The sequence below is a fragment of the Fundidesulfovibrio soli genome, from assembly GCF_022808695.1.
Taxonomy (GTDB): Bacteria; Desulfobacterota; Desulfovibrionia; order Desulfovibrionales; family Desulfovibrionaceae; genus Fundidesulfovibrio; species Fundidesulfovibrio soli.
The window spans coordinates 1-26,569 of the sequence record NZ_JAKZKW010000009.1; the positions used below are offsets into that span (position 1 = coordinate 1).

Below are 26,569 nucleotides of genomic sequence, written 5' to 3' on the forward strand. Positions count from 1 at the left end.
CGGGGTACGCCGATATTCTTCAAATATATCGGCGTACCCCGCCCCGCAGGCACGTCGGGCTGGCGTTTGAACCTACCAGTGCTGACGGAAAGCCACGATACAGGACGGGCGGGCGATACGGGAGCGAAGCGGAATGGGAGTCCAGAGGGCCGAAGGCCCTTTGGCCGCCGGCGGCATCTACTCAGCGTAATATCAGGCAACCATGAAAAAAACGCCACCGCCCCTCATGCGGGGCAAACCGAACCCGGAGGCCGCCGTTTTCTTCAGCCAGGCCGTCCGGCCCTGAACGCGGCCGCCGCGCGCACAAAATTCTCCGCCCAATGGGGCACCCCCAGGGCGTGAATATGCGTGTACGCCGCGAAGGTATTGCCGCTCACCGCGCCGTCCATCCCCTCCAGCATCCCCGCCCCCCGCTCCATGCGCAGTGCCAGCACGGGCGACTCGCCGTGCCCGGTGTAGCGCGACTGGGCCAGGCACTTGGAGTAGTGGAACTCGTGGCCGCGAAGCACGGCCCCGACCGGATGGAAGGTGTTCCGCGCCACCACGGTGGCCTCGGCGTACCCCAGGCCCTGCGGGCGGGCGCACAGCGTTGTGGCCAACGGGAAGACCCCGGCCATGGGGTAGATGGCCCCCTCGGTGTGCAGCTCCTCGCAGAGATACATGAACCCGCCGCATTCGGCGTAAATAGGCGCGCCGGACTCCGACAGGGTGCGCACCCTGGTGCGCACGGAAATGTTGTCCGCCAGGGCCTGGGCCTGGGTCTCGGGGAACCCGCCGCCCAGATAGAGGCCGTCCAGCTCCGGCCAGGGGTCGGCGGAAAGCAGGCTGACCTCCACGAGCTCGGCCCCGGCCCGGCTCAAGGCCTCCAGGTTCTCCTGGTAGTAGAACCACAGCGCGGCATCCAGGACGTAACCGATGCGAGGGGCCTGCCCATCGGCCCGGGCGGGCCAGATATCGCCCCGGGGCACGGCCAGATGCGGTGCGGCGCGTGCGATGCCGAGCAGGCGCGGAAGGTCGCAGTTGTCGGCCATGACCTTGGCGATGCCTTCGAGGATGGCCTCCTGGCCTTCGTACTCGCGGTTGGAGATGAGCCCCATGTGCCGCTCGGGGATGGGGTTCTCGCGCAGCTTGGGCAGCGTGCCCAGCACGGGCACGTCGGTGTACTGCTCGATGGCCTCGCGCAGGATCCGGCGATGGCGCTCGCCCGCGGTGCGGTTCAGGATGACGCCCGCCAAGCCAGAGTCGGGTTCGAAATTCGCGCAGCCCTGCACGATGGCCGCAGCCGTGCGGGTCATCTTGGTGGCGTCGATGACCAGAACCAGCGGGGCAGCGAGCTTGCGGGCCAACTGGCTGGTGGAATAGGAGCCCAGGGCGTCGCCGCCGTCGAAGAGGCCGCGGTTGCCTTCAACGAAGGCCAGGTCGGCCTGGGCGGCCTTCTGGGCGAAGAGGCCCAGGAGCACGTCGTCCGAGAAGAGGAAGGGGTCCAGGTTGCAGGCCGGGGTTCGGGCGGAAAGCGAGAGCCAGGCCGCGTCGATGTAGTCGGGGCCTTTCTTGAAGGGGGCGACGCGCAGGCCCTGGTTCACCCAGGCGCGGGTGAGCCCCAGAGAGACGATGGTCTTACCGGAACCGCCGGACAGGCCGGCCAGGACAAGGCGGGGGATGGAAATCATGTGGGGTGTGGAGCGCCCAGGCCCCAGAGGCTCACGCCCCACGCCATCTTCCCCGTGGGCAGGAGTCCAAGGGGAAGAGGCGCATGGGACGGGAAAAAGTTAGGAGTCCCGAACGGGCTATTCGCCTTCTTCGGTGGCGTGCTGCTTGCCAGCGCCCTTGAGGCCGATCATGGTGGTGGAGCCCGAGGACCAATATTCCAGGGTGCCCTCGGCAACCATGGTGTTCACCAGCTTGGAAACCGCCATCTTCTTCATGTCGGGAAGGAAGGCGTAGAAGTCCTTCAGGTAGAACTTGGACTTGTTGGTCTTGGACTTCAGGGTTTCGACGATCAAGGCTTTGGCTTCGGCATCATCCATGAATCACCTCGTTTAGAGCCGGGGGCGCGGACAAGGTCCGCACCCCCGGGTTTGTCGTCTTAGAACTTGAAGTTGGTGGACTGACGCCAGGTGAAGTACGCCGGATCGCGGAAGTCGTCGATCAGGTGGTGGGTGAAGTCCAGCTCACACTTCTCGAAGAAGCTCTCCCAACCGATGCGCTCGGCCCAATCGCCCAGGCGCTCGTACTTGTTGGCTTCGGCGGCGTAGACCTCGATGATCTTCTTGCACACCTTGGCCAGCGTCGGCCAGCGGGGAGGCTCGTTGGGGATGAAGGCCACGGCGACCTTGGAGAACTTGGGCATGGAAATCCTGTTGGACACCTTGCCGCCGACCATGATGATCACGCCGTCGCCTTCCTTGTCGGAAAGGGGCAGCGAGGGGCACATGGTGTAGCAGTTGCCGCAGTACATGCAGCGCTCCTGGTTGACCAGGATGGTGTTGACCTTCTTTTCGCCCAGGTCATGCTTGCCGGGCTTCAGGGCGCCGGTGGGGCAGGAGGCGATGGCCAGGGGGATTTCGCACATGTTGTCCAGGTACTCGTGGTCGACGATGGGGGGCTTGCGGTGGAAGCCGACAACGGCGAGGTCCGAGCAGTGGCAGGCGCCGCACATGTTCAGGCAGCAGGCCACGGCCACGCGCACAATGGCGGGCATGCGCATGTTGGTGAACTCTTCGAAGAGTTCGTCCATGATCACCTTCACGGTGCCCGAGGCGTCGGTGGCCGGGGTGTGGCAGTGGATCCAGCCCTGGGTGTGCACGATGTTGGAGATCGAGGCGCCGGTGCCGCCAACGGGGAACTTGTAGGAACCCGCGGCGAACTTGCGGGAGTTCAGGTCGGCCTTCATGGCCTTGGCGGTCTCCAAGGAGGTCGTCATGAACTCGATGTTGTTGCGGGTGGTCCAACGCATGTAGCCGTCGGCGTACTTCTTCGCGATCTCGCAGATCTCGCGGATGTACTCGGTGGACACCAGGCGGGCGGTACCGGCGCGGACGGTGAACACCTTGTCGCCGGACTCGGCCTCGTGCACCAGCAGGCCGGGCTCGAGGATTTCGTGGGAGACCCACTTGCCATAGTTTTTCTCAAGAACCGGAGGCAGGAAATCCTTGAAGAACCGGGGTCCGATGTCGGAGATGCGGTTCTCCATGGGCTTCGCGGGATTGTATCCAGAAGAGACGAACGCCATGTTTTGTTCCCCCTTGTTTTAGCGCTGATGCAGTTTGCGGTACTCGTTGATGTCACGGGTCCAGCCGCCGGGAACCTCATCTTCCTTCCAGAAGATGTAGGGGTTGGTGCGGGGCTCCTTGACATGCTGGGCCACAGGCGTGATGCCGCACACTTCCAGAGCCTTCTGGAAGCCGAGGCGCTTCAGGGTTTCACCCAGGCGCTCGCGGTTCTTGCCTTCGTCCATCCACCAGTCCCAAATGGACTCGATGACTTCCTTGATCTCGTCGAACGGATCGTCCGCCGGGATGAAGGGCACGAGCAGGGAGCTCATCTGGGCGCCGTCGAGAATGGGGGCCTTGGCGCCGATGAGGATGGAGGCGCCGCGCTCGTCACCGATGCGCAGGGCCTTGGGCATGACGTTGATGCAGTGCATGCAGCGGTAGCAGTTCTTGGTGTCGATCTCGAGCTTGCCGCCCTCGTACTTCATGCACTGGGTGGGGCACAGGCCGATGACTTCCTTCTGGATGTCGAACTTGCCCCAGTCGCGACCGGCGTGGGCGCCGGCGTTGGGGGGAATCTCGCCGCCGACGTAGGCCTTCACAGCGGCCTGGTCGATCTTGATGTCGTCCTTCCAGGTGCCGATGATGGAGAAGTCGGAGCGGGCGATGGCGGCCACGCAGCCGTTGGGGCAGCCGTCAAACTTGAACTTGAACTTGTAGGGGAACTGCGGGCGGTGCAGCATGTCCTGGTATTCGTTGGTCAGCGTGTGGCACATGAGCTGGGTGTCGTAGCAAGCGTATTCGCAGCGGGACATGCCCATGCAGCAGGCCGGGGTACGCAGGTTGGAGCCGGAGCCGCCCAGGTCCTGGTTGTAGGTGTGGGTCAGCTCGTAGAAGATTTCTTCAAGCTGAGGGGTGGTGGTGCCCAACCAGATGATGTCGCCGGTGGAGCCGTGCATGTTGGTCATGCCGGAGCCGCGGAAGTCCCACAGGTCGCACAGCTTCTCCATGTACTCGGCCGTGTAGAACAGGCCGGAGGGCTGAGCCAGACGCACGGTGTGGAAGTGGGCCACGCCGGGAAACTTTTCGGGCTGGTCGCAATAGCGGCCGATGACGCCGCCGCCGTAGCCGAACACGCCCACGATGCCGCCATGCTTCCAGTGGGTGGTGCCGTCCTCGTAGGACATTTCCAGCAGGCCCAGCAGATCGTCGATGACATCGACGGGAACCTGCTGTTCAAAGCCGCGGGGGTTGGTGTGGCGGAGCTCCGCGGCATGCTTCATGTCAGAGACGAAGCTGGGCCACGGACCGCTCTCAAGCTGGTCCAGCAACGGGGTCGGGTGTTTCGCCATGTGTTCCTCCAAAAAGAGTTGTAAGAGTTACAGCCCTGTTTACGAAAATCGCGCCCCGCCCTTGCGGATGCGACGTTTTCCCGACGCGAACATACCACACGCCCGCTGCCGGACGCATGGCGCGGCCATTTCATGGGGATGGACAAAGCAGATGGATAGTCCGAGAAAATTGTCGATCATCCCAATAATCCACGCGCGTGAACTTTCTAACATGCTTTCTCCCGGGCTGCAAAGCAAAATTCCAGATGCCCGTTCACATCGGGGGTTTAGGGGCATTTAGGCTTGCCTGGGAGGGTTTAAATAGTTATATTTTTCACAAATTATGAGCACCCCGAAAAGCCCCCCCGAATGCCTCCGTTGCGGAGCCTGCTGCCTGCGCGGCGGCCCCGCCCTCCATCTGGAGGACCTGCCCCTGATCGCCGCAGGCACGCTGACACGGGCCCACCTGGTCACGCTGCGCGCCGGGGAGCCCGCCTTCGACAACGTGGCCCAGGTGATGACCACCCTGCACAGCGAACTGGTCAAAGTAGCCTGGAACCCGCACGAGCCAGGCGTACAGCCAGGAGCCAACGCCTTCGCCTGCCGTTTCTACGCCCCCGAAGGCTCGGCCTGCCTGATCCACGAAACCCGCCCGGCAGAGTGCCGCGCCCTCTACTGCCAGGACACAGCCGCCATCGAGGCCCTCTACGCCAGGGACCGCCTGACCCGCGCCCACATCGTGGACACGCGCGGCAGCCTCTGGGAGGTCGTCTCCTTCCACGAGGAGAGCTTCCCGGCAGCCACAACCACGGCCTTGGCCCGCGCCGCCGCTCACGGCGACCGTATCGCCGCCCGGGAACTGGAGGCCCTCACTGAGGCCGAACGGCGCTTCCGCGAGGCCTTCGCCGCGCGCACGGCCCTGCCTCAACAGGAGCTGGATTTCTACTTCGGCCGCAGCCTGGCCCAGCTCTGCATCCCATTCGCCGTCAAAGCCCCCAAGTGAGCGGAGGGGGGCCGGGCATCGCCCGTCCCTAACCGCCACATGCGCCGCCCTGCTCAATCATCCCGCCTCAGATACGGGACCGGCCAAAGCCGGACCTGACACCCCAAGCAGCCCCCCGCGGCAGGCCCTTCCAGATAAATGAGGGCGGCCTGCTCTTAGCTCAACGGGGCGCGGCATGCCACACCTGGGCGACCGAAGGTACGCCCCTATTGCACCCAGTCCGGGCCGAGCCGCGGCTTGACCGGATACAGATAAAGCTCGAAGCGCCTCGGGGTGCTTTCGTGCGCGTCCTCGGAGAGAATCCCGCTCCTCCCCAGGAACGCAAGGTTGACCTCGAACTCCTGGTCCGTGGGTTTCATCGGGCACTCCAGAGCGGCTTCGTTCTCCATCGTCGTCCATGCGCGCGCCTTCCGGCTTTGCGACGTGGAGAACCGCGAGGCCGCCCCGCCCGAGCGCAACTCAACCTCGACGACATTCGATACTCGGTCATCATCACGAAGATGGGGATAGAATACGGCCGCAACCTTTTCCAGTGGCTGTTTGGCCTTGAAAACGAGCCGCAGCCGGGCATTGGCCGCGACAGACAACCTCGCGCCCATCAGCTTGACGTCGCCACCCGCTTCCGGGGTGACAATCAGATTCTGGCCGGCTCCATGCACCAGTTCCACCACGTCATTCGCCGGGAACGTCAAAACGCCATTCTCTTCTACGGTAATCGCCACGCCCACGGGCGAATCATACCGGAGATAGGGGCCGTTCCTGCTGAACGACAAAATTCCGTCCGCATCCTTGCGCATGCGCGCCAGAACCGAAGCGGCAATTGCGGAGTTGCCCAGCGGGTTGCAGTGAAAATCCTCAGGATCAAAAAACGGCGCTTCCCCGTGGTTCATGTGCATCGACCGGAACATCGGGGTCAAATCGATGTACTTGATGCCGTTGAGCTCGCAAAAAGCGGGTATGACGGCGCTCGGAGCGTTGGCATACGTGTATATCTGTGTCACGTCGGGCACGATTACGAGCAAGAAATCAGCCCCGTCGTCAAGCGCGGCGCGGTGAATGCGCTTCACAATATCAAGATATCGCCGCCATACAGTGCTGATTGTATCTATGCGCGACTCATCAGCCATCGCATTCCGATCACTGAGCAGCGCCTTGGCTTCCTCACTCAGCTCGAGCGGCTTGTACCCGAGCCAGGCAACTGCCGGATCGGCCAGCTGCGACGTTGGGCTCGGATTGGAAATGTATTTTTCAATGTGGTGGTACCAGGGGATTTGATTCAGCCGTTTGAAAACAGCGGTGGCCATCTCGTTGAATAGCAAGTCATCCTTGACGCGCACATACTCACGGGCAACAGCCTTTGATTTATACGCGTGCCCACGCTTCAAAAAGTCAATGTCGAACAAATTGAACTGCAAAACAACGAGCTTCTTTTTGATGCTCCTGCCTTTATCAAGGTAATACAGAAGATGATCTTCAATACCAGCGCCAGCTGATCCGGCATTGACGACCTTTACGCCTCGAAATACATCAGACCCCTGAAGCAAGCTGCCGAGGATTGCCGGAAACGTTTCCGTATCGTTGACCGATATCCCAAAGGTGTAAGAGTCGCCGAGGCAGAGCACATCCTGTCCGGAATCGTTGCCCTGTGTGGTTCCGTTGGAACGAAAGCCCTGGGGATCAATGGAATAGATATAGGGGAGCGACGGAGCCCAATAGGCCCGGGCGGTCCTGTTCGGAACATGATTGCCGGGAACGTTTTTGAAAAAGGCAGGTACGGGCTGGATGTTGAGTAGATGAAACCCCAGCCGTTCCGCCACCTCAACCCCCAGGCACGAGTACAGGACAGCCAGGAAAACGCTTATGGACAATAACGATATCGGCTTGCTCATTGGGAATATAACAATACACTGTGCATGATGCCCACCGCAGCGCATCCCCCCTGCCAGACTCCGGGCAAGGAACGGCTGCAAAGGGGGCAACGCGGGGGCTGGACGGGCCACGTCATTGCCGGCAGGGCAGAGTCTCCGCCCCGCCTGCTCCGGCCATTCTGAAGCCCGGACCGCCTATTGAGGCTTCTGCGGGGCCATCTGCCCAAGCCCGGGATCGATCATGGGGTTCGGCCCCGGGTCGGGACGCACCGCCGCGTTGGCCTTCTGCACCGCCGGGTCGCTGGGCGGCCCGAAGTCGAAGTACATGCGGCAGTACTTCTCGCACCAGTCCGTGGCGTTGTTGATGGCCGACTCGCAGCCGTACATGTTGTACTGACGCCACTTGGCCAGCTGCATCTCGTTGCAGCCCTTGATGCAGTCGGCCTTGTCGGCGTGCTCCTGGGCGAGATAGCTCTGGAAGTCACGGCAGAGGCCGTCGTCCATGCAGTTGGTGTTGACCTGGGCAGGCCAGCAAAAACCGTAGAACTCACCCAGGGTCATGGGCCGGTCGAACCCGTAGGTCACTCCTTTTCCCGCCTGATTCGCGCAACCGCCAAGGGATGCTGCCATCAGCAACGTCAGGGCCAAATACGCAAGGTTCGCGAACGAAAAGGGGTGGTGCATGGTGACCTCTGTTTCAGCTTTTCATGTTTATGTACTGCAGGGGGGTGGGCAGCTCCTTGCCGCCCAGGAGCTGGATGACGGCCTGGAGGTCGTCGATCTTCTTGCCGGTGACGCGGACCATGTCGTCCATGATCTGGGCCTGGACCTTGATCTTGGACTCCTTGATCAAGGCCACGATCTTCTTGGCCGTGTCCTTGTCGATGCCTTCCGTGATCTTGGCCTCAAGGCGCACGGTTGAACCGCCAGCGGGCTTGACCTCGCCGAACTCGACGGAGCGGGTGTCCACCTTGCGTTTGACCAGGTTGCCGATGAGCATGTCGCGCACGGCCTTGGCGCGCATATCGCTCTCCGTGGTGACCACGATGACCTTGTCCTTCTTGTTCAGGCTCACCTCGGTCTTGGACCCGCGGAAGTCGAAACGGGTGGCGATCTCCTTGACCGTGTTGTTCACGGCGTTATCCACTTCCTGAAGATCGACCTTGCTGACTGCGTCGAAAGAAGGCATGAAATTCTCCTGTATTGGCGGGGATGCCGTATGATCGCATTATCTACAGACAGTCGCAACGCTTTGCAACCCCGAGGGGCGCGGGGCGGATGACCGCGCGGCGCGGGCGCATCCTCTCCCGTACTCCGGGAGGGCGGGGGCCGGTGCTGCACTGGATGCACCGCGACCACCGCCTGCGGGACAACTGGTCCCTGCTCCACGCCTGGGAGCTGGCCCAGGGCCTTGGCGTGCCGCTGGTCAGCGCCCACTGCCTGGACCCGGCCTACCCCGGGGCGGAGGCCGCGCACTTCCGTTTCCTCATGGAGGGCCTGGACACCCTGCAGCTCGACATGGCCGCCCGGGGCATCCCCCTGCTGCGCCTGCTGGGCGACCCCCCGTCCGAAATCGTCCGCCTGGCCCTCGCCCTGGACGCCTCCGCGGTGGTGGCGGACTTCGACCCTCTGCGCCACAAGCGCGCCTGGCTCGCCCGGGCCGCCTCCGCCCTGCCCTGCCCCCTGCACGAGGCGGACGCCCGCAACGTGGTCCCCTGCTTCACGGCCTCGGACAAGCCCGAGTATATGGCCCGCACCATCCGCCCCAAGATCCACCGCCTGCTGCCGGAATTCCTCACGGACTTCCCAGAGCCCCCCGGGCAGCCCGCGCCCGGCGTCCCCCCCGGCCTCGGCCGCAGCGCCGGGGAGATCGCGGAGGCTTTCGGCAAGGCCCGCGCGACGCCCATCCCCGGCGGATTCGCCCCTGGCGAACGCGCCGGTCAGGACGCCCTGGAGCACTTCCTGGCCCATGGCCTGCACGGCTACGCCGAGAACCGAAACGACCCGGCCAGGGACGGCCAGTCCGGCCTGTCGCCCTGGCTGCACTTCGGGATGCTCTCGGCCCAGCGCGTGGCCCTGGCCGTGGGCTCCTCCGGCGCGCCCGCCCCGGACAAAGAGGCCTTCCTGGAGGAGCTCATCGTGCGCCGGGAGCTGGCCGACAACTTCTGCCTGCACCACCAGGACTACGACTCCACGGCCTGCTTCCCCCAGTGGGCCGCCCGCACCCTGGAAAAGCACGCCGCCGACCCGCGCCCCGCGCTCTACTCCGCGGACGAACTGGAGCAGGGCCGGACGCTCGACCCGGCCTGGAACGCGGCGCAGTTGGAAATGGTGCGCACCGGCAAGATGCACGGCTACATGCGCATGTACTGGGCCAAGAAGATTCTGGAATGGACGCCGGACCCCGCCACGGCCATGGCCCTGGCCGTGGCCTTCAACGACCGGCACAGCCTGGACGGCCGCGACCCCAACGGCTACGCGGGCATCGCCTGGGCCATCGGCGGCGTGCACGACCGCCCCTGGTCGGAGCGCCCCGTGTTCGGCCAGGTGCGCTACATGAACTTCGCCGGCCTGCGCCGCAAGTTTGACATCCAGGGCTATGTGGAGCGCATCCTGGGCTGACCCTCCCGCCCTCCCTGCACACAGAAAAAGGCCCGGACGCGCAGGACGCGTCCGGGCCTTCGAATCTCGCCGCCTGCGGGCTACTGGGGCAGCGCGCCCGTGCCCTTGGCCCTGCGCCGGTCCTCAAGCCTGCCGAAGATGAAGCCGAACAGGATGCCGGCGATGCAGCTCACGATGCAGGTGAAGCCGAAGAAGCCTATGAGCGCGTTGATCTCGCCCACGGTGCGCTTGCCGAAGAGGATGTGGAAGGAGGCGTAGAGTATCCAGGCGACCATGCCCGCGTGGAAGCCGTAGAACAGGCCGTCCATCATGCGGTCGTGCACCTTGGAGGACTCAACGTAGCGGTAGCAGATCAGCTGGCTGATGACGCCGAACAGGGTGATGGACCCGAACGAGGCCAGGAACTGGATGACCACGGTGATGATCGAGGCGTAAAGGGGATCCTTCTTGAACACCGAGATCAGAAACGCCGGGACGAGGCTCAGAATCCAGATGCCCACCACCACGAGGTCGCTGCGGTGGGGCGAAAAGAACGAGGTGGACTTCTCTCGTTTATGCACCTTGGGAACGATCATGAACTTGTTGACTCCTCATGGTCACGGATGGCTCCATGCCGGAAAGCACGCTAATGTCAACGCGGATCGAAAGCAAGCAGGGCTTGGCTCTTGCCAGCGAAATCCCCTTGGGAGTAATACGTCAGGGATGCGCATCCTGTTCGCAGTACTGCTGGCCATAGCGGCCGTGGGCTGGTCCCTGTCCGTGGCGGTCGCCCAGTCCGGGGCCTCCCCCTACGAGATGGAAGAGCGCGGCGGACTGGTCTACAGGTCTGGGGAGAGCGCGCCCTACACCGGCCTCGTGCAGGACCTGCACCAGTCCGGCCAGCCCCGTCTGGAGGCCCACTACCAGGGAGGCAAGCTGGCAAGCAGCAAGCTCTGGTATGAGGGCGGGCAGCTCGCCGAGGAGGTTGCGGTGGCCGCCGACACCTGGACCATCCGCCGCTACCAGGAGAACGGCCGCCTGGAGGAGGAGACCGTCGCCGTCTTCCGGGGCGGCAGGAAGTTCTCCGAACGCGCGCGCCTCTGGGACGAGGACGGCAAGCTCCGCTCCGAGGTCGGTTTCCAGGGGGGCAAGCTCCAGGGACCGCTCCGCGAATTCGACGCCTCGGGCAAACTGGTGCGCGACGAGGTCTACGATCAAGGCGTTTTGACGCAGAAAAACAAGTAGGTACGCCATGAGAAGCATCCTGATCGCATTCGCAGCCGCCCTGCTGCTCTCCGGTTGTTCCAGCGACGATCTCAAGAAGCAGATCGCCGCCAAGAACCAGCTCATCGCGGCCCAGGAGGCCGAGATCAAGAAGATCAAGGACGACATGGCCGCCCGCGAGGCCGACCTGAAGAACCAGTGCGAACAGCGCATGCAGAAGGCCGGGGCGCAGCAGAAGCAGCAGGTGGACGCCCTCAATGCCAAGATTGCAGAATTGCAGAAGAAACGCGAGGCGGACAAGGCCCAGAAGGCCGAGCCGCACAAGACCAAAAGCAAGTCCTCGCGCTGATCGGCGCCATGCCAGCAGTTCCATCCGCGCCTCCGGGAGAGGTCCCGGCGGCCGCCGCTGTTTCCGGCTCCCCGACCGCCCCCCCGCCCGGAGCGGACTCTTTCTGGGCGCGGGTGCGCAGGCCGCGTTTCCGCAACGCGGCGCCGCGCGTGCTGATCTTCACCAGCGGCTACTTTCTTCAGCGCGACATCGTCTCGGCCTGCGACCGGCTGGGCTGGCCCTCCCATCAGCTCGAGCTGCCCCAAGGCGGCCTGGGCAGCACCGCCTTCGTGGAATCCCTGCTGGGAGCCGTGGCGGCCTTCTCGCCGGACTTCGCCGTCACCGTGAACCACCTGGGCCTGGACAGCCGGGGCGCGCTCCTGGAAATATTCGGGCGCATGGCCCTGCCCCTGGCCTCCTGGTTCGTGGACAGCCCCCGCCTCATCCTGCACGACTTCCCCAATCAGCCAAGCCCCTGGTGCCAGGTCTTCACCTGGGACGCGGACACCGTTGCCCCCCTGGAGGCCCAGGGCTTCGAGAACGTGCGCTACCTGCCCCTGGCCACAGACACATCGCTCTTCCGCCCGGACGCCGCAGCCTCACCCGCGCCCGCCCACGCTCCCGAGGGAGGCGCGAGCTTTGTGGGGGACTCCATGCTCCGGCCCGTGGAGCGCCTGCGCCGCAGCCTCTCCCGCCATCGCCAGGCCCGGGACCTGGCCCTGGCCCTGGCCCCGGATTTCGCGGCCTCCCCGGCGCGCTCGGCCCTGGAGTTCATGCGCGCCGAGGCCCCGGCCCTGTCCGCCGCCTGGGAGGCCCTGCCTCCGGGCCAGCCCCGGCTGGACCTGGAGCAGCTGCTCACCTGGGAGGCCACCCGGCTCTACCGCCTGGAGCGGGTGCGCGCGCTGCTGCCCTGCGGCCCCCTGCTGGCCGGGGACGACGGCTGGCGGACGCTGCTGCCGCCCCCCTCGCCCGGATCGGACTGGCGTCTGGCCGGACCGCTGGACTACGCCCGCGGCCTGCCGGGGTTCTACGCGGGCAGCGGCCTGAACTTCAACGCCACCAGCCTGCAGATGAAGGGCGCGGTGAACCAGCGCGTGTTCGACGTGCCCGCCTGCGGGGCCTTCCTGCTTACGGACGAGCGCGAGCAGCTGTCCGGGTTGTTCGAGCCGGGCGTCGAGGTCGTCTGCTACGGTCACCCCGGCGAGGTGGCGGGCATGGCCCGGCACTACCTGGCCCACCCCGGGGAGCGGCAACGGATCGCCGGCGCCGCCCGCCGCCGCGTGCTGGCGGAGCACGACTACACCCACCGGATGAAAGCTGTGCTGAAGGTGATGCGGCGCAGGTACGCCTGAGGGAATGAGACGGGAGGAGCGCCTCCGGCGGCCAAAGGGCCTTCGGCCCTCTGGACTCCCATCCCGCTTCGCGTCGATCTGCCGCTCAATTTTCAGATCTCCGCGATGAACCGTATCATCTTGCCGGGTGGCCTTGGATGGACGGCAAGACTCCAATCCATTTTCGCCAATCACCTCGAGCCTCCCCCAGTGCCGAGATTGACGCCCGCGACGCGAAGCGAAGAAGGATTCCGAAGGAACGAAGTTCCTTTGGCGGGAGAGTGCGGAGAGGGCAGCGCCCTCTCTGCCCGCCGGAGGCTCTTCTCCTCCCGGACCTACCAAAAACAGAAGGCCCGCCGAAGCGGGCCTTCATCGTTGCGAGCCTGAGTTGCAGTCCTACCAGCCGCGCGCGCGGCGGCGCTCCTCGTCCTCGATGACTTTCAGCTGTTTTTGCGCGTCCCTGAAGTTGGCCTCGGCGGGGCGGATCACCTCGAAGTTGCCGGTGGCCTCGGCGCGGGTCAGCTCGGCCCTGGCTTTCTCGTAGCGCTCCGTCACGGCGGATTTCTCGGCCTGGAGCGTTTCCGAGGTGACGTAATGCATGTTGCGCTCGTAGACTTCGTATTTCCCGCACCCAGCGAGCACAAACAGCAGGGCGGACGCCAAAAGAATTTTCTTCATCATGTGAACCTATGCGTATGGAAGGATGTCCGTTTGAAAACAGGACATTATCCGAGGCGGCGCATGGGCGTCCATCGCTTCCGCGCAAGGTGACAAAAGCTTAATTGAGCATGAAGTTCATGGGGTCCAACTGGTTGCCGGCCTGGCGGACCTCATAGTGCAGGTGGGAGCCGGTGGTGCGCCCGCTCATGCCCGAGTGGGCGATGGGGGTGCCGCGCTTGACCTCGTCGCCCTCCTCCACCTCGGCGGACTTGAGGTGGGCGTAGACGGTGCTCAGCCCGTGGCGGTGCTCGATGACCACCATGAGCCCATAGCCGGATTCGTAGCCCACCGAGACAACCTTGCCGTCGGCCGGGGCCACGATCTGCGAGCCGTAAGGCACGCCGATGTCCACTCCCTTGTGATACTCGCGGGAGCGGGCCATGTAGCGGTAGCCGAAATCGGAGTTGATGGTGCCGCGCACCGGCCAGATGGAGGGCCTGGCGGCGAATTCAAGGGCGCGCTCGCGCAGGATGGAGGCCAACTGGCGCTGCCTCCCCTCCTGGAAGGCAACCTCCTCCACCAGGGCGCGGGCCTGGGCCGCCAGTTGGCGGGCGAGGCGCCGCTCGGTGCCCACGCCGCCCTCCACTATGCCGGCGCTGCCCATAGGCCTTTGCTGGGCCTCGGCCCCGGCCAGGCCAGTCACGGAGGCCAGCTTGCCGTTGAGCCCGGCCACGGGCTCGACATCCTGGCGCAGCCTGGAGAGGCGCTCGTTGAGGGCCAGCAGCGCGGCGCGCTCCTGGGCGCGCTCCTGCCTGGCGGCCTGGACGTTCATGCGCAGCAGGTGCAGCTGTCCGATCTCCGGCAGACGCAGCAGCAGATGCGCGGCTCCTGCCGCGGCCAGGGCAAGAAAAGCCCAGGGCAGCCAGCAGGGGACGCGCAGGCCGTGGCGGAGCCTGCCGTCGGCGGTACGCCGGAAAAGCACATACGACGAAGCCACGGCTATTGCCCCTCCAGCCATTTTTCAAGGGTGGGAGGGTCAAGGTCCAGCTCGCAGTCGTGCTGAAGCTCGCATACGGCGTTGAGCTGCACCCCGTCCTGGAAGCAGAACACGGGCGCGTCCGCGGAGACGACCACGGCCAACACTCCGGGGTGCATGGCCGTGAAGCGCAGGGCGGAATTGAAGCGAGCCCCCCGGGAGCGGTCCTCGGAGCCGACGCTGGTGCCGTCCAGCAGGCAGGCGAAGGCGTACAGGTCCCCCCCGCCGGTGATGTGCAGGGCGCCGTCGAGCTTGGCCAGGGACTTGGCCAGGTCGAGGTGGTGGGGATCCCGCAGGGAGAGGGGCGGGGCCATGTGCTGCCCCGCCAGCGGAGTCAGGGAGCTCTTGGGGTCCAGCAGCAGGGTGCAGCCGAAGCCCTCCTTGCGGGCCTCGTCCACGATGGAGCAGACGATCTGGTAGAGGTCGTGCCCCTCATCCGGCCCGGCCTCGCTCTCGAGCAGGGCCTCTTCGAGCACCACCAGGTTGGGCTTGCGCGTGGTGGAGTGGTAGGCTCCGTCCACGAAGCTGCACACAGGGCGGCCCCCAAGGCGCAGGAAGCCGAAACGGTCCTGGAAGTCGGCCGTGAGCCTGCAGGGCAGCATGTTCACCGGGCCGCTGATGCCAAGCACCCGTTCGCCGTCGCTGACCAGGCGGCGCAGGGACCGCTCCACGGCCAGCAGGAGCTTGCGCACGTGCTTGGCGTTGCGCAGGTAGGGGCGCTCGCTCTCGGGGAAGCGGACCAGCCAGGGCACCTGGTCGGCGTCGGCGGGCTCTATGAAGATCATCTTGCCCAGCGGCCGCTGACCCTCCTCCCGGGTGGTGGAGACGTTGAGCACCGCTTCCAGGATCGGGTAGAGCGGCATCTGGGGGGGCCTGCCCAGCTCGCGGCTCATCTCCGCGAAAAGGTGGTTGCGTACGGCGTGCTGCTCGAAGGCCTCCAGGGCGTGCTTGGAGGCCGAAGTGAAGAACGCGCCCTCGGAGGCGAAATCGTGGGCCAGGAGCCAGACCGCGTGCTCCAGCCAGCGCTGGGTGGGGCCTGTGGAGCACATGTTGGGGTGCAGCTCCGTGAACCATATCTGGTAGAACAGCGGCTGGGAGTAGCCGCCCGCGCAGATCAGGCCCGTGAGGTGCAGCGGATCGACCCAGGCCGTCTGGCCGAAGGGCTTCATGGCCTTGGTGTCGGGGGCGTTGTCCCGCCAGGATGTGTCCTCGAGGAAGACCTTTTGCAGCTTGGGCTCGTGGCCGCGCAACAGCCTGCCGGGGTCGTGCACGGTGAGGGGGGAATCCGCGGTCTCGGCCATGATGAGCGCGGCCCTGCTCGGGCCGGAAAACCGGCTCAGGCCCTGGCGGAGCCCTTCCAGCACGTTGCGCGCGGATATCTGCTTGGCGGTGTTTTGGATCATGGCCCTACGGCGAGCGCTGTGCAGGGGCCAGGTGCGCTCAGGCGTTTCTGAGCTGAAAAAAGGCGTGACAACGGGAAAGATGCGTCTTTTTCCTGGCCGGAAGCGTCTTCGCGCCGTTTTCTCTACGGCAAAGCCCCCCCTTATGCAACCCCGCCCGGGAGGAGGGAATTTCGCCCGGAGCCCAATATGCGCCTTGCGCGACGCGTTTTCAGCATGTTACCGCTCCCACGACGCGCATCCCGCGCGCTGGAGCCCGTACGTGACCTCAGACAACCGCAGGGCTGACTTCCGCATCGGCGTTCCCGCCCACTACGTCCGCCAGATGGCCGTATGGCCCTGTGCGGACTTGTCTCCGCTCCGCCTCGGCCTGACCGGGCTCGGCGCGCCCCTGCTCCTTCAAGCCAAACGCGAGGAAGCGGCCGTGCGCCTGCTGGACATCTCCATCCAGGGGCTCGGCCTGTGCGTCGACCCTTCCCTTCCCGGCGTGGAGGCCCTCGTGGAGGCCGCCGCCTGCCATATCTATCTCAAGCTGTGGGACCCATCCGTGGAGCAGCCCTACGGCGTGCTCTCGGTGTTCACCAGCAACCGCATCGTGCGCGTGGTCCGGCGCGAGGACGCGCTCTTCCTGGGCACGCGCTTCGTGCGCTTCGCCGTGGGCTCCCGGATGGAGAAGGCGCTGGAGTTCCTGGACGCCCAGGTCTGCGGCGTCTCGGCCCTGGCCCACTGGTGCGACAACCTCTCGCGGGGCGGCTTCGCCCACCCCGGACAGGCCCGCAACGGCCTCGATCTGGACAACCTGCTTGCCGAACTGTCGTACGTTATCGCCTCCGCAGGCGGCGCCGGCCTTGGCATCAATGAGGAATCGAAATGATCGCGATACTTGGCATACTGGTCGTCATCGGCTGCGTGGCCAGCGGCTACTGGATCGCAGGGGGCAAGTTCGGCGTACTGCTCCAGCCGGCGGAGCTGCTGGTCATAGGCGGAGCGGCCATGGGCTCGCTGCTGATCGCGTCCACCAAGACTTCGCTCAAGCTTGTGCTGCACCACCTGGGCGAGGTCTTCTCCGGCAAGCACTACTCCAAGGTCCAGTACGTCGAGCTTCTGAGCCTGCTGGCCAGGCTGCTCATCAAGATACGCCGCGAAGGGCTGGCCAGCGTGGAGCGCGACGTGGAGCACCCCGAGGCCAGCGCCATCTTCACAGGGCACCAGAACATCAAGAACGACACGCAGATGATCCGCTTCATCTGCGACACGTTCCGCGTCTACCTGGTCACGGGCGAACCCGGCGAGATCGAGGGCATCATGCACGCGGACATCGAGTCCATGCACGCCTTGACCGCCCTGCCCGCCCAGAACATCTCCAAGGTGGCCGAGTCCCTTCCGGGCCTGGGCATCGTGGCGGCGGTGCTGGGCGTGGTGCTGACCATGCAGAAGATCACCGCGCCGCCCGACGAATTGGGCCACTCCATCGGCGCGGCGCTCGTGGGCACCTTCCTGGGCGTGCTGCTCTGCTACGGCTTCGTGGGCCCCATGGCCACCAAGCTGGAGAACCGCAGCCAGGAGCGCGAGGCGTTCTTCGGGGTCATCCGCGCCACCATCTCGGCCACCGCCCACGGCGCCACCCCCATGATCGCCCTGGAGTTCGGCCGCCGCTCCGTGCCGGACATCTACCGGCCCACCTTCGAGGAACTCGAGCAGATCATCCGCGGGGGCTGAGCCATGTCAAAGGGTTCATCGCGCTCACCCAGGCCGTCCCGCCGCCACCAGGCGCACCACGGCGGCAGTTGGAAAGTGGCCTACGCCGACTTCGTGACGGCCATGATGGCCTTCTTCCTGCTCATGTGGATCATGAACATGGTGCCCAAGGACGTGCAGAAGGCGCTGGAGACCTATTTCAAGTCCGAGACCAGCCCCGCCGTCTCCATGCAGGACCCCAACTCCCCGGTGATGGGATCCACAACGGCCAAACCCCAGGCCCTCACCGAAGAGCAGGCAGCCCGTTACACCATCGCCATGCGCTTCAAGAAGATCATCACCGAGGATCCCTACCTCAAGCGCAGCTCCGGCGTGAGCAGCGACGACCAGGGCGTGCTCCTGCGCGTGAACAACGACAGCCTCTTCCGGCCTGGCTCCGCCGAGATCACCCCGGAGGCCGCCAAGATCGTCAAGGAAGTCCAGGACGTGCTGCGCTCCTTCAACCTCAACCTCATGGTGCGCGGCCACGCCACGCCCGACGAGTACAAATCCGGCCCCTTCCCCTCCAACTGGGAGCTCTCCGGCGCCCGGGCCGGGGCCGTGGTGCGCGCCATCCTCAAGGACTCGGCCATAAGCCCCAACCGGGTGCGCGCCGTCTCCTACGGGGACACTCTGCCCCTGGTGCCCGCCTTCGACCCGGACAGCAACGCCCTCAACCGCAGGGTGGAGTTCTATTTCCACCGGCCTGGGGTGATGAACACCATGGTGGTGAACTGATGCCGACCCTGGAAGCCCTGTTCATGGGCCTGGCGACGGGATGAAATCCCTGGAGGGCCTCGCATGAGGGTCTCGCTTCACGGCAAGGTGTTCCTTCTTGTCACGGCGCTGACGACATTCACCTTGGCCGTGGCCATGGCTGTGACCGGCTACTCCCTCAAGACAAGGCTCGTTGAGGACCAGGAGCAGAGCGCCGCCGTGAGGCTCAAGGTCTCATCGCTGTTCATCGCGGAGCGCGACGCCGACGTGAAGGAACGCATCCGCGACACCCTCCAGGACCAGCGCCATGCCCTCAGCCGCCACCTGAGCCTCATGATGTCCAGCTTGCAGCAGGAGAACGAGGAGCTGCGCGCCGGCATCATCAGCCCCCAGAACGCGATCGACGCGGCCCTGGCCCAGGCGGCCAAGGCCAGCGCCGTCTCCGGCGTGAACATCTTCATTTCCGACCGCGACGGCAAGGGCCTCGCCCACACCGACGCGTCCCTCGCCGGGAAGGACTGGGCAGGCATCATGGGCGGCAGCGACACCGATCAGAAGCCCTACCGGACGGCGTTGTTCGAACGTGACGGGGCAGGTTCGCTGCTGATCTGGTGGCCCACCGCCGAACAGGCGCGCACTGACAAACACCTGGCCTGCGCGGAGGTGTTCGAGCCCTGGGGCTGGCACGTGGGCGTGAGCATCCCCTACGGCCAGTTGGAGGAGCGCTTCCAGGACTACCGCAATTCCATGATCCACGAGACCGTGGCCACGCTCTCCCTGGTGCAGCAAGGCCGCACCGGGCGCATTTTCCTGCTCGACCAGGATGGTTCCTTCCTGCTGGCTCCGCCCAAACCCCTGCGCGAGGCCATGACGTCCGTCATGCATGATATCAGCACCGTCAGCTCCGGGCCGGACAACCCCACCCACCTGCACTGGAGCGACCACGGGCTGGAATACGCGGCCTTCACGGTCCAACTCCACAGTCTCGGATGGCGACTTGGGCTCGTCATGGACAACGGCGAACTCACCGACACGGCCATGGCCCTGGCCCGCGACCAGATCCTGGCCATCGTCGGCGTTTTTCTGACCGGCATGCTCATGGCCTGGGGCGCGGCCCGCTGGATAGCCAAGCCCATCAACGACCTGGCCGGATGCGTGGACTCCTTCAGGCCGCGCCCGGGCGGCCTTGAACCCACCCGGCTCGCCCTTGAGGATCTGGCCCTCCAGCACCCCGGCGAGGTGGGCGACCTGGCCCGGACCTGGGCCCGCACGGTTGAAGCACTGGACAAGGGGCTCTCGGAGCTGCACGCGGCCTGGGCCGCCCAGGACGACGCCGCGCGGCAGCTGGCCTCCTCCCGGGCGGAGCTGCTGGAGCTCAACCGCGAGCTGGAGGAGCGCGTCCAACTGCGAACCGCAGCGTTGGAAGCCGCCAACTCCAAGCTTCGCGGCAGCGAGCTGCGTTACCGAAGCCTGTTCATGAGCTCGCCCATCGCCTTCCTGGACTGCGACTTCTCCGCCCTGGCCGAGCTCTCCCGCACCCCCGAGATGGCAGCCCTGGAAGACTACTCCAGGCTCATGGAGTCAAACCCCGACCTCTCGGCCGAATGCGTCCGCATGACCCGCGTGCTGGACGCGAACCCGGCGGCCCTGGAACTCCTTGGCGCCCATAACCGCTATGAGCTGCTGCAGAGCCTTCACACCATCAACATGCCCGGCGGCGGGGAGTTTTTCGCGGCCATGTTCTCCGGCTTGCGCTCGGGCGCTGGCGGCTTCAGCCTTGAGACATCCTTCACCAACCTTCTCGGGGAGGAGCGCCACGTCGTGGCGGACGCCCGCGCCATGCCCGGCTTCGAGCGCGACTTCCGCCACGTGATCATCTCCGTGATGGACATCACCCAGCGCAAGGTGGACGAGCGCCGCCTGCTCGCCGCCCACCAGCAGGCCCAGGCATCCAGCAGGGCCAAAAGCGACTTCCTGGCCAACATGAGCCACGAGATCCGCACGCCGATCAGCGCAATCCTGGGTCTGGCCGACCTCTCGCAACGCCAGACGGATGCGGCCAAGACCTCACGCCACCTGCGCATGATCGCCGAGAGCGCCAAGACCCTTCTGGCCATCATCGGCGACGTGCTGGACCTCTCCCGCGTGGAGGCGGGCAAACTCACCCTGGAGAGCGTCCCCTTCAACCCCTGCGAAACCCTGGAGGGGGTGCTGGAGACTTTCCGCGGCCTCTGCCGGGACAAAGGCCTGGCCCTCGACGTGAGCCTGGGGCCCGACATCCCGGCCAAGCTCGTGGGCGACCACGTGCGCCTGGGGCAGGTGGTCTCCAACCTGCTTGGCAACGCCCTGAAATTCACCGCCGAGGGGCACATCGCCCTCAAGGCAAACGTGCTGCGCACCACCGACACCTATGTGGAGTTGCAGATCTGCGTTGAGGACACAGGCATCGGCATCCCTCCCAATCAGCTGGAGAGCGTCTTCGACAGCTTCAGGCAGGTGGACTCCACCCTGTCCAAGCGGTTCCAGGGCGCGGGGCTCGGGCTGGCCATCTGCAGGGAGCTCACCGCCCTGATGGGCGGCAGGATATGGGCGCAGAGCACGCCGGGCGCGGGCAGCACCTTCTGTTTCACGGCCCGCTTCGGCCTTGCGGCGCAAGGCGAGGAGGACCAGTCCCCCACGGTCGCGGAAACGGGACCGGGGCAGTGCAGCCTGAGCATCCTGGTGGTGGAGGACAACCCCATGAACCTGCACGTGTTCCAGGAATTCCTGGCCTCCCTGGGGCACCGCGTGGCCGCCGCCGAGGACGGGGTGGCCGCCCTGGAGGCGCTGCGCAAGGAGAGATTCGACCTGGTGTTCATGGACGTGCAGATGCCGCGGATGGACGGCCTGGAGGCGGTGCGCCGCATCCGCGCAGGGGAATGCGGCGAGGATGTGGCGCTGATGCCGGTGATCGCCCTGACGGCCTACGCCATGCGGGGCGACAGGGAACGCTTCATCGAGGCGGGCATGACCGACTACCTGGCCAAACCCGTGCCGCTGGGGGTCCTGCAGGAACTGGTGGAGCGCCACAGCCGCAAGGCCGACGGAGGAGGATCGAAGCAACCAGCCCAACCCGGAGCCATACGCTTACCCCCCTTGATGAAGGATCTCCTGGTTTTTCTGAGGGATCGCACGGAGACCGCCCGAAGGCTGCTCGCCGTTGGCGATTTCGACGGCGTGGCCCGCACCGGGCACGACATCAAGGGGACGTCCATGGCCTTCGACGTGGGGGAGGTCAACGAGATTGGCGCACGCCTTGAACGCGCCGCCCAGGAATTGAACCCGGACGAGGCCCTGGTGGCCGTACTGGAACTGCACGACATCCTGGTCAAGCTCGAAGCCCAGGGCCGCGACGGACGTTGAGGCCCTTAGCCGCGCAGCTCGCGCAACACCCGCAGCACCCCGCTTATCAGCTCCGCCGTGCCCGCCTGGCCCAGGCCCAGGAGCGACCCGGCCTCGGCCTCGGTCATGCCCTGGGCCATGAACTCCAGCAGGTCGCGCTGAGGCTCGTTCAGCCCCCGCGCCCCGCCTTCAAGGGCGCCCAGCAGCGCCGCCGCGCCGGAGCGCCCGAGTGTGGGCTGCCCAGCCGCCGCGCGCGCCAGAGCCTGGCAGAGCTCGTCTGAGGTGATGTCCTTGAGGAGGTATCCGTCCGCACCCGCAATGTAGGTCCGCACGATGAGAGCCGGATCGTCATGGGCGGTGAGCGCCAGGACGGCCGTGCCGGGCGCGGCCCGCTTGATCCGGGCGATGGCCTCGGGCCCGTCCAGCACGGGCATGGAGAGGTCCATGAGCACCACGTCCGGCCCGAGCTCCCCGGCCAGGCGCACCGCCTCGGCCCCGTCCCCGGCCTCGCCCGAAAGCCGGACCCGAGGGCAGGCCGAGAGCATGGAGGCCACGGCAGCCCGAAGGATGGGCACGTCCTCGGCCAGCAGAACCCGTATTTCCCCGGACATGATCCCTCGGTATGTCGCGGCCGGTTACTTGCCCTTGGAGGCCTTCACGGCCTCCTCCAGCTCGGCGAAGCTGGGGCGGTGGTGATTGGGTATGGCGCGCCGTCCGGCCTCCAGGGCCACCGGCGGGGGGTTGCCGCCCACGAAGGCCCCAAGGGCGCACTTGACCACGATCAGGCAGTGCTCCCCGTCCTTGGCCTTGCATTCCATGTTGGCGGCGATGGGGCCGATGATGCCGTAGCACATCAAAACGCCCAGGAAGGTGCCCACGAGGGCCGCGCCGATGTGGTGGCCGATGACCTCGGGGGGCTCGCTGATGAAGCCCATGGTGATGACGACGCCGAGAACCGCGGCCACGATGCCAAGGCCCGGCAGGGCGTCGGCCATCTTGTTCACCGCGCCGGCGGGGGCCACGGCCTCGTGGCCGTAGGCCTCGATGTCGGCCTCCATGATGTTCTCGAACTCGTGCTGCTCGATGTTCACGGTGGAGAACACGCGCATGGTGTCGCAGACGAAATCCACGATGAACTTGTTGGACTTGTTCTTGAGGAAGCCGCTGAATATCTGGCTGGATTCCGGGCCTTCGATGTCCTTCTCGATGGCCACCAGGCCTTCGCGCCGGATCTTCATGAACAGCATGGAGAGCATGATGAGCATGTCCAGGAAGAAGGCCTTGCTGCACTTGGAGGAGCTGAAAGCCCCGCCGATGCCCTTGAGCGCCCCGATGACCACTTCCTTGGGCGAGCCCAGGACCATGGAGCCGAAGGCCGCGCCGAAGATGATCACCAGTTCGGCGGGCTGCCAGAGCACGCCGAAATTGCCCTTCTCCAGCGTGTAGCCCAGGATGACCGAGCCAAGGACCATGACTATGCCGATGATGGCGAACATGACGCTTCAGTATCCTCGTTCAGGGTTTGCCCTTGATTTGCTCGTCGTATAGCCTTTCGATCTGCCGGTCCAGAATTTCCCTTTTATCCTGGGGGATGGGCGATTCCGGGGGCGGCGGTGGAGCTTCGGGCTCCACGAACATGTTGCCGGGGCCCTTCTTGGCCTTGGCGTCCGCCGGCTGGCCGCCCGCGCCCTGGCCCTGAGCACCGGACTCGGGGCTCTTTTTGGCGTTGGGCACTTCCAGCACCAGGCGGATGCGGCGGTTCTTAGGGTCGTACACGTTGGCCGGGACCATGGGCCGCGTGGCCGCGAATCCCGCCACCATGCCCACGGCCTCGCCCGACACCCCCGCCTTCTCCAGCACGCGCCGCGCGCCCGAGGCCCGCTCGGTGGAGAGCTCCCAGTTGGTGAAGCGTTCGCCCGCGTAGGTGTAGGCGTCGGTGTGGCCCTCGATGGTCAGCGCGCCCTTTCCGGCCTGGGCCATCTTGGGGGCCACGGCCTCCAAAACGCGCTTGGCGTCCGGGGTCAGGTCGGCCTTGCCCAGGGCGAACAGGGGCTTGCCCTTGGCGTCCTCCGCCAGCTCGAAGATCACCTTGTCGGCCTCTGTCTTCACCGTGACCTGCTGCTTGAGGTCCGGCGTCTTGGTCTCCACGGCGTCCTTGAGCGCCTCGGCCATCTTCTCGGCCTCGGACTTCTCCTTGGCGGCCCCGGCGGGGCTCTCGCTGATGGGCTGGACGATTGCCGGGGGGTTGTTCTCCCGCTGGATCTGGGAGAGGTCCGTGGCGGGGACCAGCCCGGGCTGAGCGCCGTTGTCGAACAGGCTGAAGGACTGGAAATACTGCGCCACCTGCTCGCGCTTCTCCTGCGGCAGGGAGTTGACCAGCCACATGACCAGGAAGAAGGCCATCATGGCGGTGACGAAGTCGGCATAGGCCACCTTCCAGCTGCCACCATGGTGGCCGCCGTGCCCGCCCTTCTTCACCTTCTTGATGATGATTTTCTTGTGTTCCTTGTCCGCCATGGCTCTCCCTTCCGGGGGGAATTCAATGCAAATTCAGGGCCAGCACGCTCAGAGCGTACCTGATCGGCCCCCGGCATTCAACAGTCGGCCAGGGAGGCCATCGGCATGGAAGCGGGACAACGCAGAAAGGCGACCCGATGGGTCGCCTGTTCTGTGAACAATCTGTCTCCGCCCCGCGCAGGGAGCGGGATCGTCCTGGCTAGGCCGCGGCCGGAACCACGCACACCCGCGTCTTGACCTTGCGGTTGCGGATGTACTTTTCGTAGCTGACCACACCGTCCACCAGGGCGAACAGGGTGAAATCCTTGCCCAGGCCGACGTTGGTGCCGGGGTGGAACTTGGTGCCCAACTGGCGCACCAGGATGTTGCCGGCCTTGACGACCTGGCCGCCGTAGCGCTTGACGCCGCGGCGTTGACCGGCGCTGTCGCGGCCGTTGCGGGAACTGCCGCCTGCTTTTTTATGAGCCATGGTGTTCCTCCTAGGCCTGGATCGAGGTGATCTTCAGGGTCGTGAGATCCTGACGATGACCGGTCTTCTTGTGGGAGTCGTTGCGACGCCACTTATGGAACACGATCACCTTGGGGCCGCGCAGATGCTCGACAACCTCGCAGGTGACCTTGGCGCCTTCCACATAGGGAGCGCCGACCTTCAGGCCGCCTTCCTCGCCAACCAGCAGCACCTTTTCCAGGGCCACCTGGGAGCCGGCATCAGCCGTGAGCTTCTCAACGGTGATCTTGGCGCCCTCAACGACGCGGTATTGCTTACCGCCAGTCTCAACAATAGCGTACATGGTAGATAGACCTCCGCAAACGGGGAAGCCGTACTTACGGAGACAGCCCCGAAATGTCAACCCCCGATTTTTTCATCCCTCGCCAGAACCAGTACTTCCACTCTGGCGCAGCCCGCGCCGCGCAAGGCTTTGGACGCCGCTTCCAGGGTGGAGCCGGTGGTCATAACATCGTCCACAAGCAGCGCGCGCCTGCCCGAAACCAGCGCCGGGTCCGCCTCGAAAGCGCCCTTGAGGTTCACGGCGCGCTCCCTGGCCCCGAGCCTGCTCTGCGGCCCTGTGGCCCGGACCTTGCGCAGGGCGTCGGCCGGGACGGGCGCGCCCAGGGCGCGGCCCAGGCCCTTGGCCAGCTCGAAGCTCTGGTTGAAGCCCCTGGAGACCAGCCTGCGCCAGTGCACGGGCACCGCGCAGACCAACTCCGGCCCGCGCGGGTCCATCCCGCCCGGGCGCTGGCGGTGCAGTTCGTAGGCCTGGCGCATGAGCCCCGTGAGAAAGGCCTGGCCCGAGTGGCTGCCCCCGAACTTGAAGCGCAGCAGGCACTCCCGCAACGCCCCCCCGTAGGCCCCGTAGAAGCCCAGCGCGTCCCAGGGCCGGGGGGTCTCCCGGCAGCGCAGGCAGAGGGTGGGCTCCTGGTCGGCGACGGGCGTCAGTTCCCCGCAGCCGGGGCAGTATCCTTTGGCGCGGGGCGTCAACAATCCGGCGCAGCGGGCGCAGAGCCCCTCGCGCTCCTGCGCGGCCAGGCAGCACGGGCAGCGCCACCCGGCCAGGGCGCGCGCCGCCCCGAGCGCCCGGGCGGCGAGGGCTTTCACGCGGCCGGGCCAGCGCCCAGGCCAGCGCCGACAGCGGCCCTGCGGGCGAATTCCAGCACTTGCCCGCGCGCGTCGGAATCGCCGCGCAGGTCGTCCGGGCCGTCCAGGCCCATGAGTGTCAGCGGTTCGCCCAGGCGTACGTTGAAGGTGCGCAGGAAATACTTGAGCGTGAGCAGCGCCCCGTCAAAGAGCTTCTCCCCGCGCGGCCGCCCGGCAACCAGGCAGGCATGGGCCGTGCGCGGCGGCAGGGAGCGCAGGGCCAGGTCGCCCGCGGCCCAGGCCTCGTAGTGGCGCTGGGAGCGGTCGATGAAGCCCTTGAACTGCCCAGGCAGATGATAGAAATAGATGGGCGAGGCGAAAAACAGCAACGGGGCCGCTTTGATCCGCTCGAACACCTCTTCAGCGCCGTCCTGGTCCATGAACGGGCAGGCGTACCCCGCATCGCGGGAGCAGCCCTGGCAACCCACGCAGGGCAGCGGCCCCGCGTCGCGCAGATGCAGCAGGCGCGCCGGAACCCCGGCCTCGGCCAGCCCCTGGGCCAGCAGTTCGGCGGCCATGTCGCTGTTGCCCCCGGCCCGGGGGCCGCAGGCCAGGATCAACGCTTCTGCCGAGGGAGCCATTACGGC

27 protein-coding genes are annotated in these 26,569 nt (G+C 65.9%); 9 read left to right on the forward strand and 18 right to left on the reverse strand.

The genetic code is table 11. The features are described 5' to 3' along the window. Positions 1-263: 263 nt before the first annotated feature. From MLE18_RS09655 to dsrA, 4 genes are all read right to left on the reverse strand, one after another. On the reverse strand, positions 264-1,670 hold the full coding sequence (locus MLE18_RS09655; RefSeq protein ID WP_243438593.1) for a cobyrinic acid a,c-diamide synthase CobB: 1,407 nt from the start codon (positions 1,668-1,670) through the stop codon (positions 264-266). A 117-nt stretch (positions 1,671-1,787) separates the two neighbouring features. After that, positions 1,788-2,027 carry a dissimilatory sulfite reductase D family protein gene (locus tag MLE18_RS09660; protein WP_243438594.1) on the reverse strand — a complete coding sequence of 80 codons (240 nt, stop codon included), beginning with the start codon at positions 2,025-2,027 and terminating at the stop codon, positions 1,788-1,790. A 59-nt stretch (positions 2,028-2,086) separates the two neighbouring features. Next, a complete protein-coding gene (dsrB, locus tag MLE18_RS09665; RefSeq protein WP_243438595.1) occupies positions 2,087-3,232 on the reverse strand; it encodes a dissimilatory-type sulfite reductase subunit beta in 1,146 nt (381 codons plus the stop codon). An 18-nt stretch (positions 3,233-3,250) separates the two neighbouring features. Then, positions 3,251-4,564 carry a dissimilatory-type sulfite reductase subunit alpha gene (dsrA, locus tag MLE18_RS09670; protein WP_243438596.1) on the reverse strand — a complete coding sequence of 438 codons (1,314 nt, stop codon included), beginning with the start codon at positions 4,562-4,564 and terminating at the stop codon, positions 3,251-3,253. A gap of 322 nt (positions 4,565-4,886) precedes the next feature. On the opposite strand from dsrA, the gene MLE18_RS09675 reads away from it, so the two are divergent. After that, a complete protein-coding gene (locus tag MLE18_RS09675) occupies positions 4,887-5,546 on the forward strand; it encodes a YkgJ family cysteine cluster protein (RefSeq protein ID WP_243438597.1) in 660 nt (219 codons plus the stop codon). Positions 5,547-5,752: 206 nt separating this feature from the next. Here MLE18_RS09675 and MLE18_RS09680 read toward each other — a convergent pair whose 3' ends face one another. The 3 genes from MLE18_RS09680 to MLE18_RS09690 form a co-directional block, all read right to left on the reverse strand. Next, positions 5,753-7,363 (reverse strand): SGNH/GDSL hydrolase family protein, encoded by a 1,611-nt coding sequence (locus MLE18_RS09680; protein ID WP_243438598.1) that lies wholly within the window; start codon positions 7,361-7,363, stop codon positions 5,753-5,755. A gap of 246 nt (positions 7,364-7,609) precedes the next feature. Further along, complete coding sequence (locus tag MLE18_RS09685) at positions 7,610-7,999, reverse strand: hypothetical protein (RefSeq protein ID WP_243438599.1); 390 nt, start codon at positions 7,997-7,999, stop codon at positions 7,610-7,612. Between the two features lie 112 nt (positions 8,000-8,111). Next, on the reverse strand, positions 8,112-8,603 hold the full coding sequence (locus MLE18_RS09690; RefSeq protein WP_243438600.1) for a YajQ family cyclic di-GMP-binding protein: 492 nt from the start codon (positions 8,601-8,603) through the stop codon (positions 8,112-8,114). Between the two features lie 89 nt (positions 8,604-8,692). On the opposite strand from MLE18_RS09690, the gene MLE18_RS09695 reads away from it, so the two are divergent. Then, positions 8,693-10,036 carry a deoxyribodipyrimidine photo-lyase gene (locus MLE18_RS09695; protein ID WP_243438601.1) on the forward strand — a complete coding sequence of 448 codons (1,344 nt, stop codon included), beginning with the start codon at positions 8,693-8,695 and terminating at the stop codon, positions 10,034-10,036. Between the two features lie 80 nt (positions 10,037-10,116). Here the strand turns inward: MLE18_RS09695 and MLE18_RS09700 are convergent, their stop codons facing one another. After that, positions 10,117-10,611, reverse strand: a complete 495-nt coding sequence (locus tag MLE18_RS09700; RefSeq protein WP_243438602.1) for a hypothetical protein — start codon at positions 10,609-10,611, stop codon at positions 10,117-10,119. 127 nt (positions 10,612-10,738) lie between these two features. On the opposite strand from MLE18_RS09700, the gene MLE18_RS09705 reads away from it, so the two are divergent. The 3 genes from MLE18_RS09705 (at position 10,739) to MLE18_RS09715 (ending at position 12,919) form a co-directional block, all read left to right on the forward strand. Beyond that, a complete protein-coding gene (locus MLE18_RS09705; protein ID WP_243438603.1) occupies positions 10,739-11,260 on the forward strand; it encodes a toxin-antitoxin system YwqK family antitoxin in 522 nt (173 codons plus the stop codon). Between the two features lie 7 nt (positions 11,261-11,267). Next, entirely contained in the window at positions 11,268-11,588 is a 321-nt protein-coding gene (locus tag MLE18_RS09710; protein ID WP_243438604.1) for a hypothetical protein, read from the forward strand. 149 nt (positions 11,589-11,737) lie between these two features. Then, positions 11,738-12,919: a CgeB family protein gene (locus MLE18_RS09715; RefSeq protein WP_243438605.1), complete on the forward strand. Its 1,182-nt coding sequence runs from the start codon at positions 11,738-11,740 to the stop codon at positions 12,917-12,919. Positions 12,920-13,294: 375 nt separating this feature from the next. On the opposite strand, the gene MLE18_RS09720 is transcribed toward MLE18_RS09715, so the two are convergent. The 3 genes from MLE18_RS09720 to MLE18_RS09730 all read right to left on the reverse strand — a co-directional run bounded on the left by MLE18_RS09720 (position 13,295) and on the right by MLE18_RS09730 (position 15,997). Then, positions 13,295-13,576, reverse strand: coding sequence for a hypothetical protein (locus MLE18_RS09720; RefSeq protein ID WP_243438606.1), 282 nt, complete (start codon positions 13,574-13,576; stop codon positions 13,295-13,297). 100 nt (positions 13,577-13,676) lie between these two features. Continuing rightward, the gene (locus tag MLE18_RS18110) at positions 13,677-14,555 is read right to left on the reverse strand and encodes a M23 family metallopeptidase (protein ID WP_243438607.1); all 879 of its coding nucleotides are present in this window, start codon (positions 14,553-14,555) and stop codon (positions 13,677-13,679) included. Positions 14,556-14,557: 2 nt separating this feature from the next. Further along, positions 14,558-15,997: a DNA integrity scanning protein DisA nucleotide-binding domain protein gene (locus MLE18_RS09730; protein WP_243438608.1), complete on the reverse strand. Its 1,440-nt coding sequence runs from the start codon at positions 15,995-15,997 to the stop codon at positions 14,558-14,560. Positions 15,998-16,256: 259 nt separating this feature from the next. On the opposite strand from MLE18_RS09730, the gene MLE18_RS09735 reads away from it, so the two are divergent. The 4 genes from MLE18_RS09735 to MLE18_RS09750 all read left to right on the forward strand — a co-directional run bounded on the left by MLE18_RS09735 (position 16,257) and on the right by MLE18_RS09750 (position 21,850). Further along, positions 16,257-16,868, forward strand: coding sequence for a hypothetical protein (locus MLE18_RS09735; protein WP_243438609.1), 612 nt, complete (start codon positions 16,257-16,259; stop codon positions 16,866-16,868). Continuing rightward, positions 16,865-17,713 carry a flagellar motor stator protein MotA gene (gene motA, locus MLE18_RS09740; RefSeq protein ID WP_243438610.1) on the forward strand — a complete coding sequence of 283 codons (849 nt, stop codon included), beginning with the start codon at positions 16,865-16,867 and terminating at the stop codon, positions 17,711-17,713. The genes MLE18_RS09735 and motA (MLE18_RS09740) overlap by 4 nt, the downstream gene beginning before the upstream one ends. Before the next feature lie 3 nt (positions 17,714-17,716). Next, a complete protein-coding gene (locus MLE18_RS09745; protein ID WP_243438611.1) occupies positions 17,717-18,469 on the forward strand; it encodes an OmpA/MotB family protein in 753 nt (250 codons plus the stop codon). A 63-nt stretch (positions 18,470-18,532) separates the two neighbouring features. Then, positions 18,533-21,850, forward strand: coding sequence for a response regulator (locus MLE18_RS09750; RefSeq protein WP_243438612.1), 3,318 nt, complete (start codon positions 18,533-18,535; stop codon positions 21,848-21,850). 5 nt (positions 21,851-21,855) lie between these two features. On the opposite strand, the gene MLE18_RS09755 is transcribed toward MLE18_RS09750, so the two are convergent. From MLE18_RS09755 to MLE18_RS09785, 7 genes are all read right to left on the reverse strand, one after another. Beyond that, the gene (locus tag MLE18_RS09755; protein WP_243438613.1) at positions 21,856-22,440 is read right to left on the reverse strand and encodes a response regulator; all 585 of its coding nucleotides are present in this window, start codon (positions 22,438-22,440) and stop codon (positions 21,856-21,858) included. Positions 22,441-22,464: 24 nt separating this feature from the next. Then, the gene (gene motA / locus MLE18_RS09760; protein ID WP_243438614.1) at positions 22,465-23,325 is read right to left on the reverse strand and encodes a flagellar motor stator protein MotA; all 861 of its coding nucleotides are present in this window, start codon (positions 23,323-23,325) and stop codon (positions 22,465-22,467) included. Positions 23,326-23,344: 19 nt separating this feature from the next. Beyond that, positions 23,345-24,346 carry a flagellar motor protein MotB gene (locus MLE18_RS09765; RefSeq protein WP_243438615.1) on the reverse strand — a complete coding sequence of 334 codons (1,002 nt, stop codon included), beginning with the start codon at positions 24,344-24,346 and terminating at the stop codon, positions 23,345-23,347. Positions 24,347-24,545: 199 nt separating this feature from the next. Next, complete coding sequence (gene rpmA / locus MLE18_RS09770) at positions 24,546-24,815, reverse strand: 50S ribosomal protein L27 (protein ID WP_243312136.1); 270 nt, start codon at positions 24,813-24,815, stop codon at positions 24,546-24,548. Between the two features lie 10 nt (positions 24,816-24,825). Then, positions 24,826-25,137 (reverse strand): 50S ribosomal protein L21, encoded by a 312-nt coding sequence (gene rplU, locus MLE18_RS09775; RefSeq protein WP_243438616.1) that lies wholly within the window; start codon positions 25,135-25,137, stop codon positions 24,826-24,828. A gap of 56 nt (positions 25,138-25,193) precedes the next feature. Beyond that, positions 25,194-25,943, reverse strand: coding sequence for a ComF family protein (locus MLE18_RS18115; RefSeq protein WP_243438617.1), 750 nt, complete (start codon positions 25,941-25,943; stop codon positions 25,194-25,196). Then, complete coding sequence (locus MLE18_RS09785) at positions 25,940-26,563, reverse strand: flavodoxin family protein (protein ID WP_243438618.1); 624 nt, start codon at positions 26,561-26,563, stop codon at positions 25,940-25,942. The genes MLE18_RS18115 and MLE18_RS09785 overlap by 4 nt, the downstream gene beginning before the upstream one ends. Positions 26,564-26,569 lie beyond the last annotated feature (6 nt).

What these genes read in the sequence shown, in the direction of transcription:
- MLE18_RS09660 (WP_243438594.1), bottom strand. Translation starts at nt 2,027, where the DNA reads ATGGATGATGCCGAAGCCAAAGCCTTGATCGTCGAAACCCTGAAGTCC.
- MLE18_RS09690 (WP_243438600.1), bottom strand. Translation starts at nt 8,603, where the DNA reads ATGCCTTCTTTCGACGCAGTCAGCAAGGTCGATCTTCAGGAAGTGGAT.
- MLE18_RS09745 (WP_243438611.1), top strand. Translation starts at nt 17,717, where the DNA reads ATGTCAAAGGGTTCATCGCGCTCACCCAGGCCGTCCCGCCGCCACCAG.
- MLE18_RS09675 (WP_243438597.1), top strand. Translation starts at nt 4,887, where the DNA reads ATGAGCACCCCGAAAAGCCCCCCCGAATGCCTCCGTTGCGGAGCCTGC.
- MLE18_RS09765 (WP_243438615.1), bottom strand. Translation starts at nt 24,346, where the DNA reads ATGGCGGACAAGGAACACAAGAAAATCATCATCAAGAAGGTGAAGAAG.
- dsrB (WP_243438595.1), bottom strand. Translation starts at nt 3,232, where the DNA reads ATGGCGTTCGTCTCTTCTGGATACAATCCCGCGAAGCCCATGGAGAAC.
- dsrA (WP_243438596.1), bottom strand. Translation starts at nt 4,564, where the DNA reads ATGGCGAAACACCCGACCCCGTTGCTGGACCAGCTTGAGAGCGGTCCG.
- MLE18_RS09755 (WP_243438613.1), bottom strand. Translation starts at nt 22,440, where the DNA reads ATGTCCGGGGAAATACGGGTTCTGCTGGCCGAGGACGTGCCCATCCTT.
- MLE18_RS09700 (WP_243438602.1), bottom strand. Translation starts at nt 10,611, where the DNA reads ATGATCGTTCCCAAGGTGCATAAACGAGAGAAGTCCACCTCGTTCTTT.
- MLE18_RS09750 (WP_243438612.1), top strand. Translation starts at nt 18,533, where the DNA reads ATGAGGGTCTCGCTTCACGGCAAGGTGTTCCTTCTTGTCACGGCGCTG.
- MLE18_RS09720 (WP_243438606.1), bottom strand. Translation starts at nt 13,576, where the DNA reads ATGAAGAAAATTCTTTTGGCGTCCGCCCTGCTGTTTGTGCTCGCTGGG.
- MLE18_RS09730 (WP_243438608.1), bottom strand. Translation starts at nt 15,997, where the DNA reads ATGATCCAAAACACCGCCAAGCAGATATCCGCGCGCAACGTGCTGGAA.
- MLE18_RS09695 (WP_243438601.1), top strand. Translation starts at nt 8,693, where the DNA reads ATGACCGCGCGGCGCGGGCGCATCCTCTCCCGTACTCCGGGAGGGCGG.
- rplU (WP_243438616.1), bottom strand. Translation starts at nt 25,137, where the DNA reads ATGTACGCTATTGTTGAGACTGGCGGTAAGCAATACCGCGTCGTTGAG.
- MLE18_RS09705 (WP_243438603.1), top strand. Translation starts at nt 10,739, where the DNA reads ATGCGCATCCTGTTCGCAGTACTGCTGGCCATAGCGGCCGTGGGCTGG.
- MLE18_RS09710 (WP_243438604.1), top strand. Translation starts at nt 11,268, where the DNA reads ATGAGAAGCATCCTGATCGCATTCGCAGCCGCCCTGCTGCTCTCCGGT.
- MLE18_RS09785 (WP_243438618.1), bottom strand. Translation starts at nt 26,563, where the DNA reads ATGGCTCCCTCGGCAGAAGCGTTGATCCTGGCCTGCGGCCCCCGGGCC.
- motA (WP_243438610.1), top strand. Translation starts at nt 16,865, where the DNA reads ATGATCGCGATACTTGGCATACTGGTCGTCATCGGCTGCGTGGCCAGC.
- MLE18_RS09655 (WP_243438593.1), bottom strand. Translation starts at nt 1,670, where the DNA reads ATGATTTCCATCCCCCGCCTTGTCCTGGCCGGCCTGTCCGGCGGTTCC.
- motA (WP_243438614.1), bottom strand. Translation starts at nt 23,325, where the DNA reads ATGTTCGCCATCATCGGCATAGTCATGGTCCTTGGCTCGGTCATCCTG.
- rpmA (WP_243312136.1), bottom strand. Translation starts at nt 24,815, where the DNA reads ATGGCTCATAAAAAAGCAGGCGGCAGTTCCCGCAACGGCCGCGACAGC.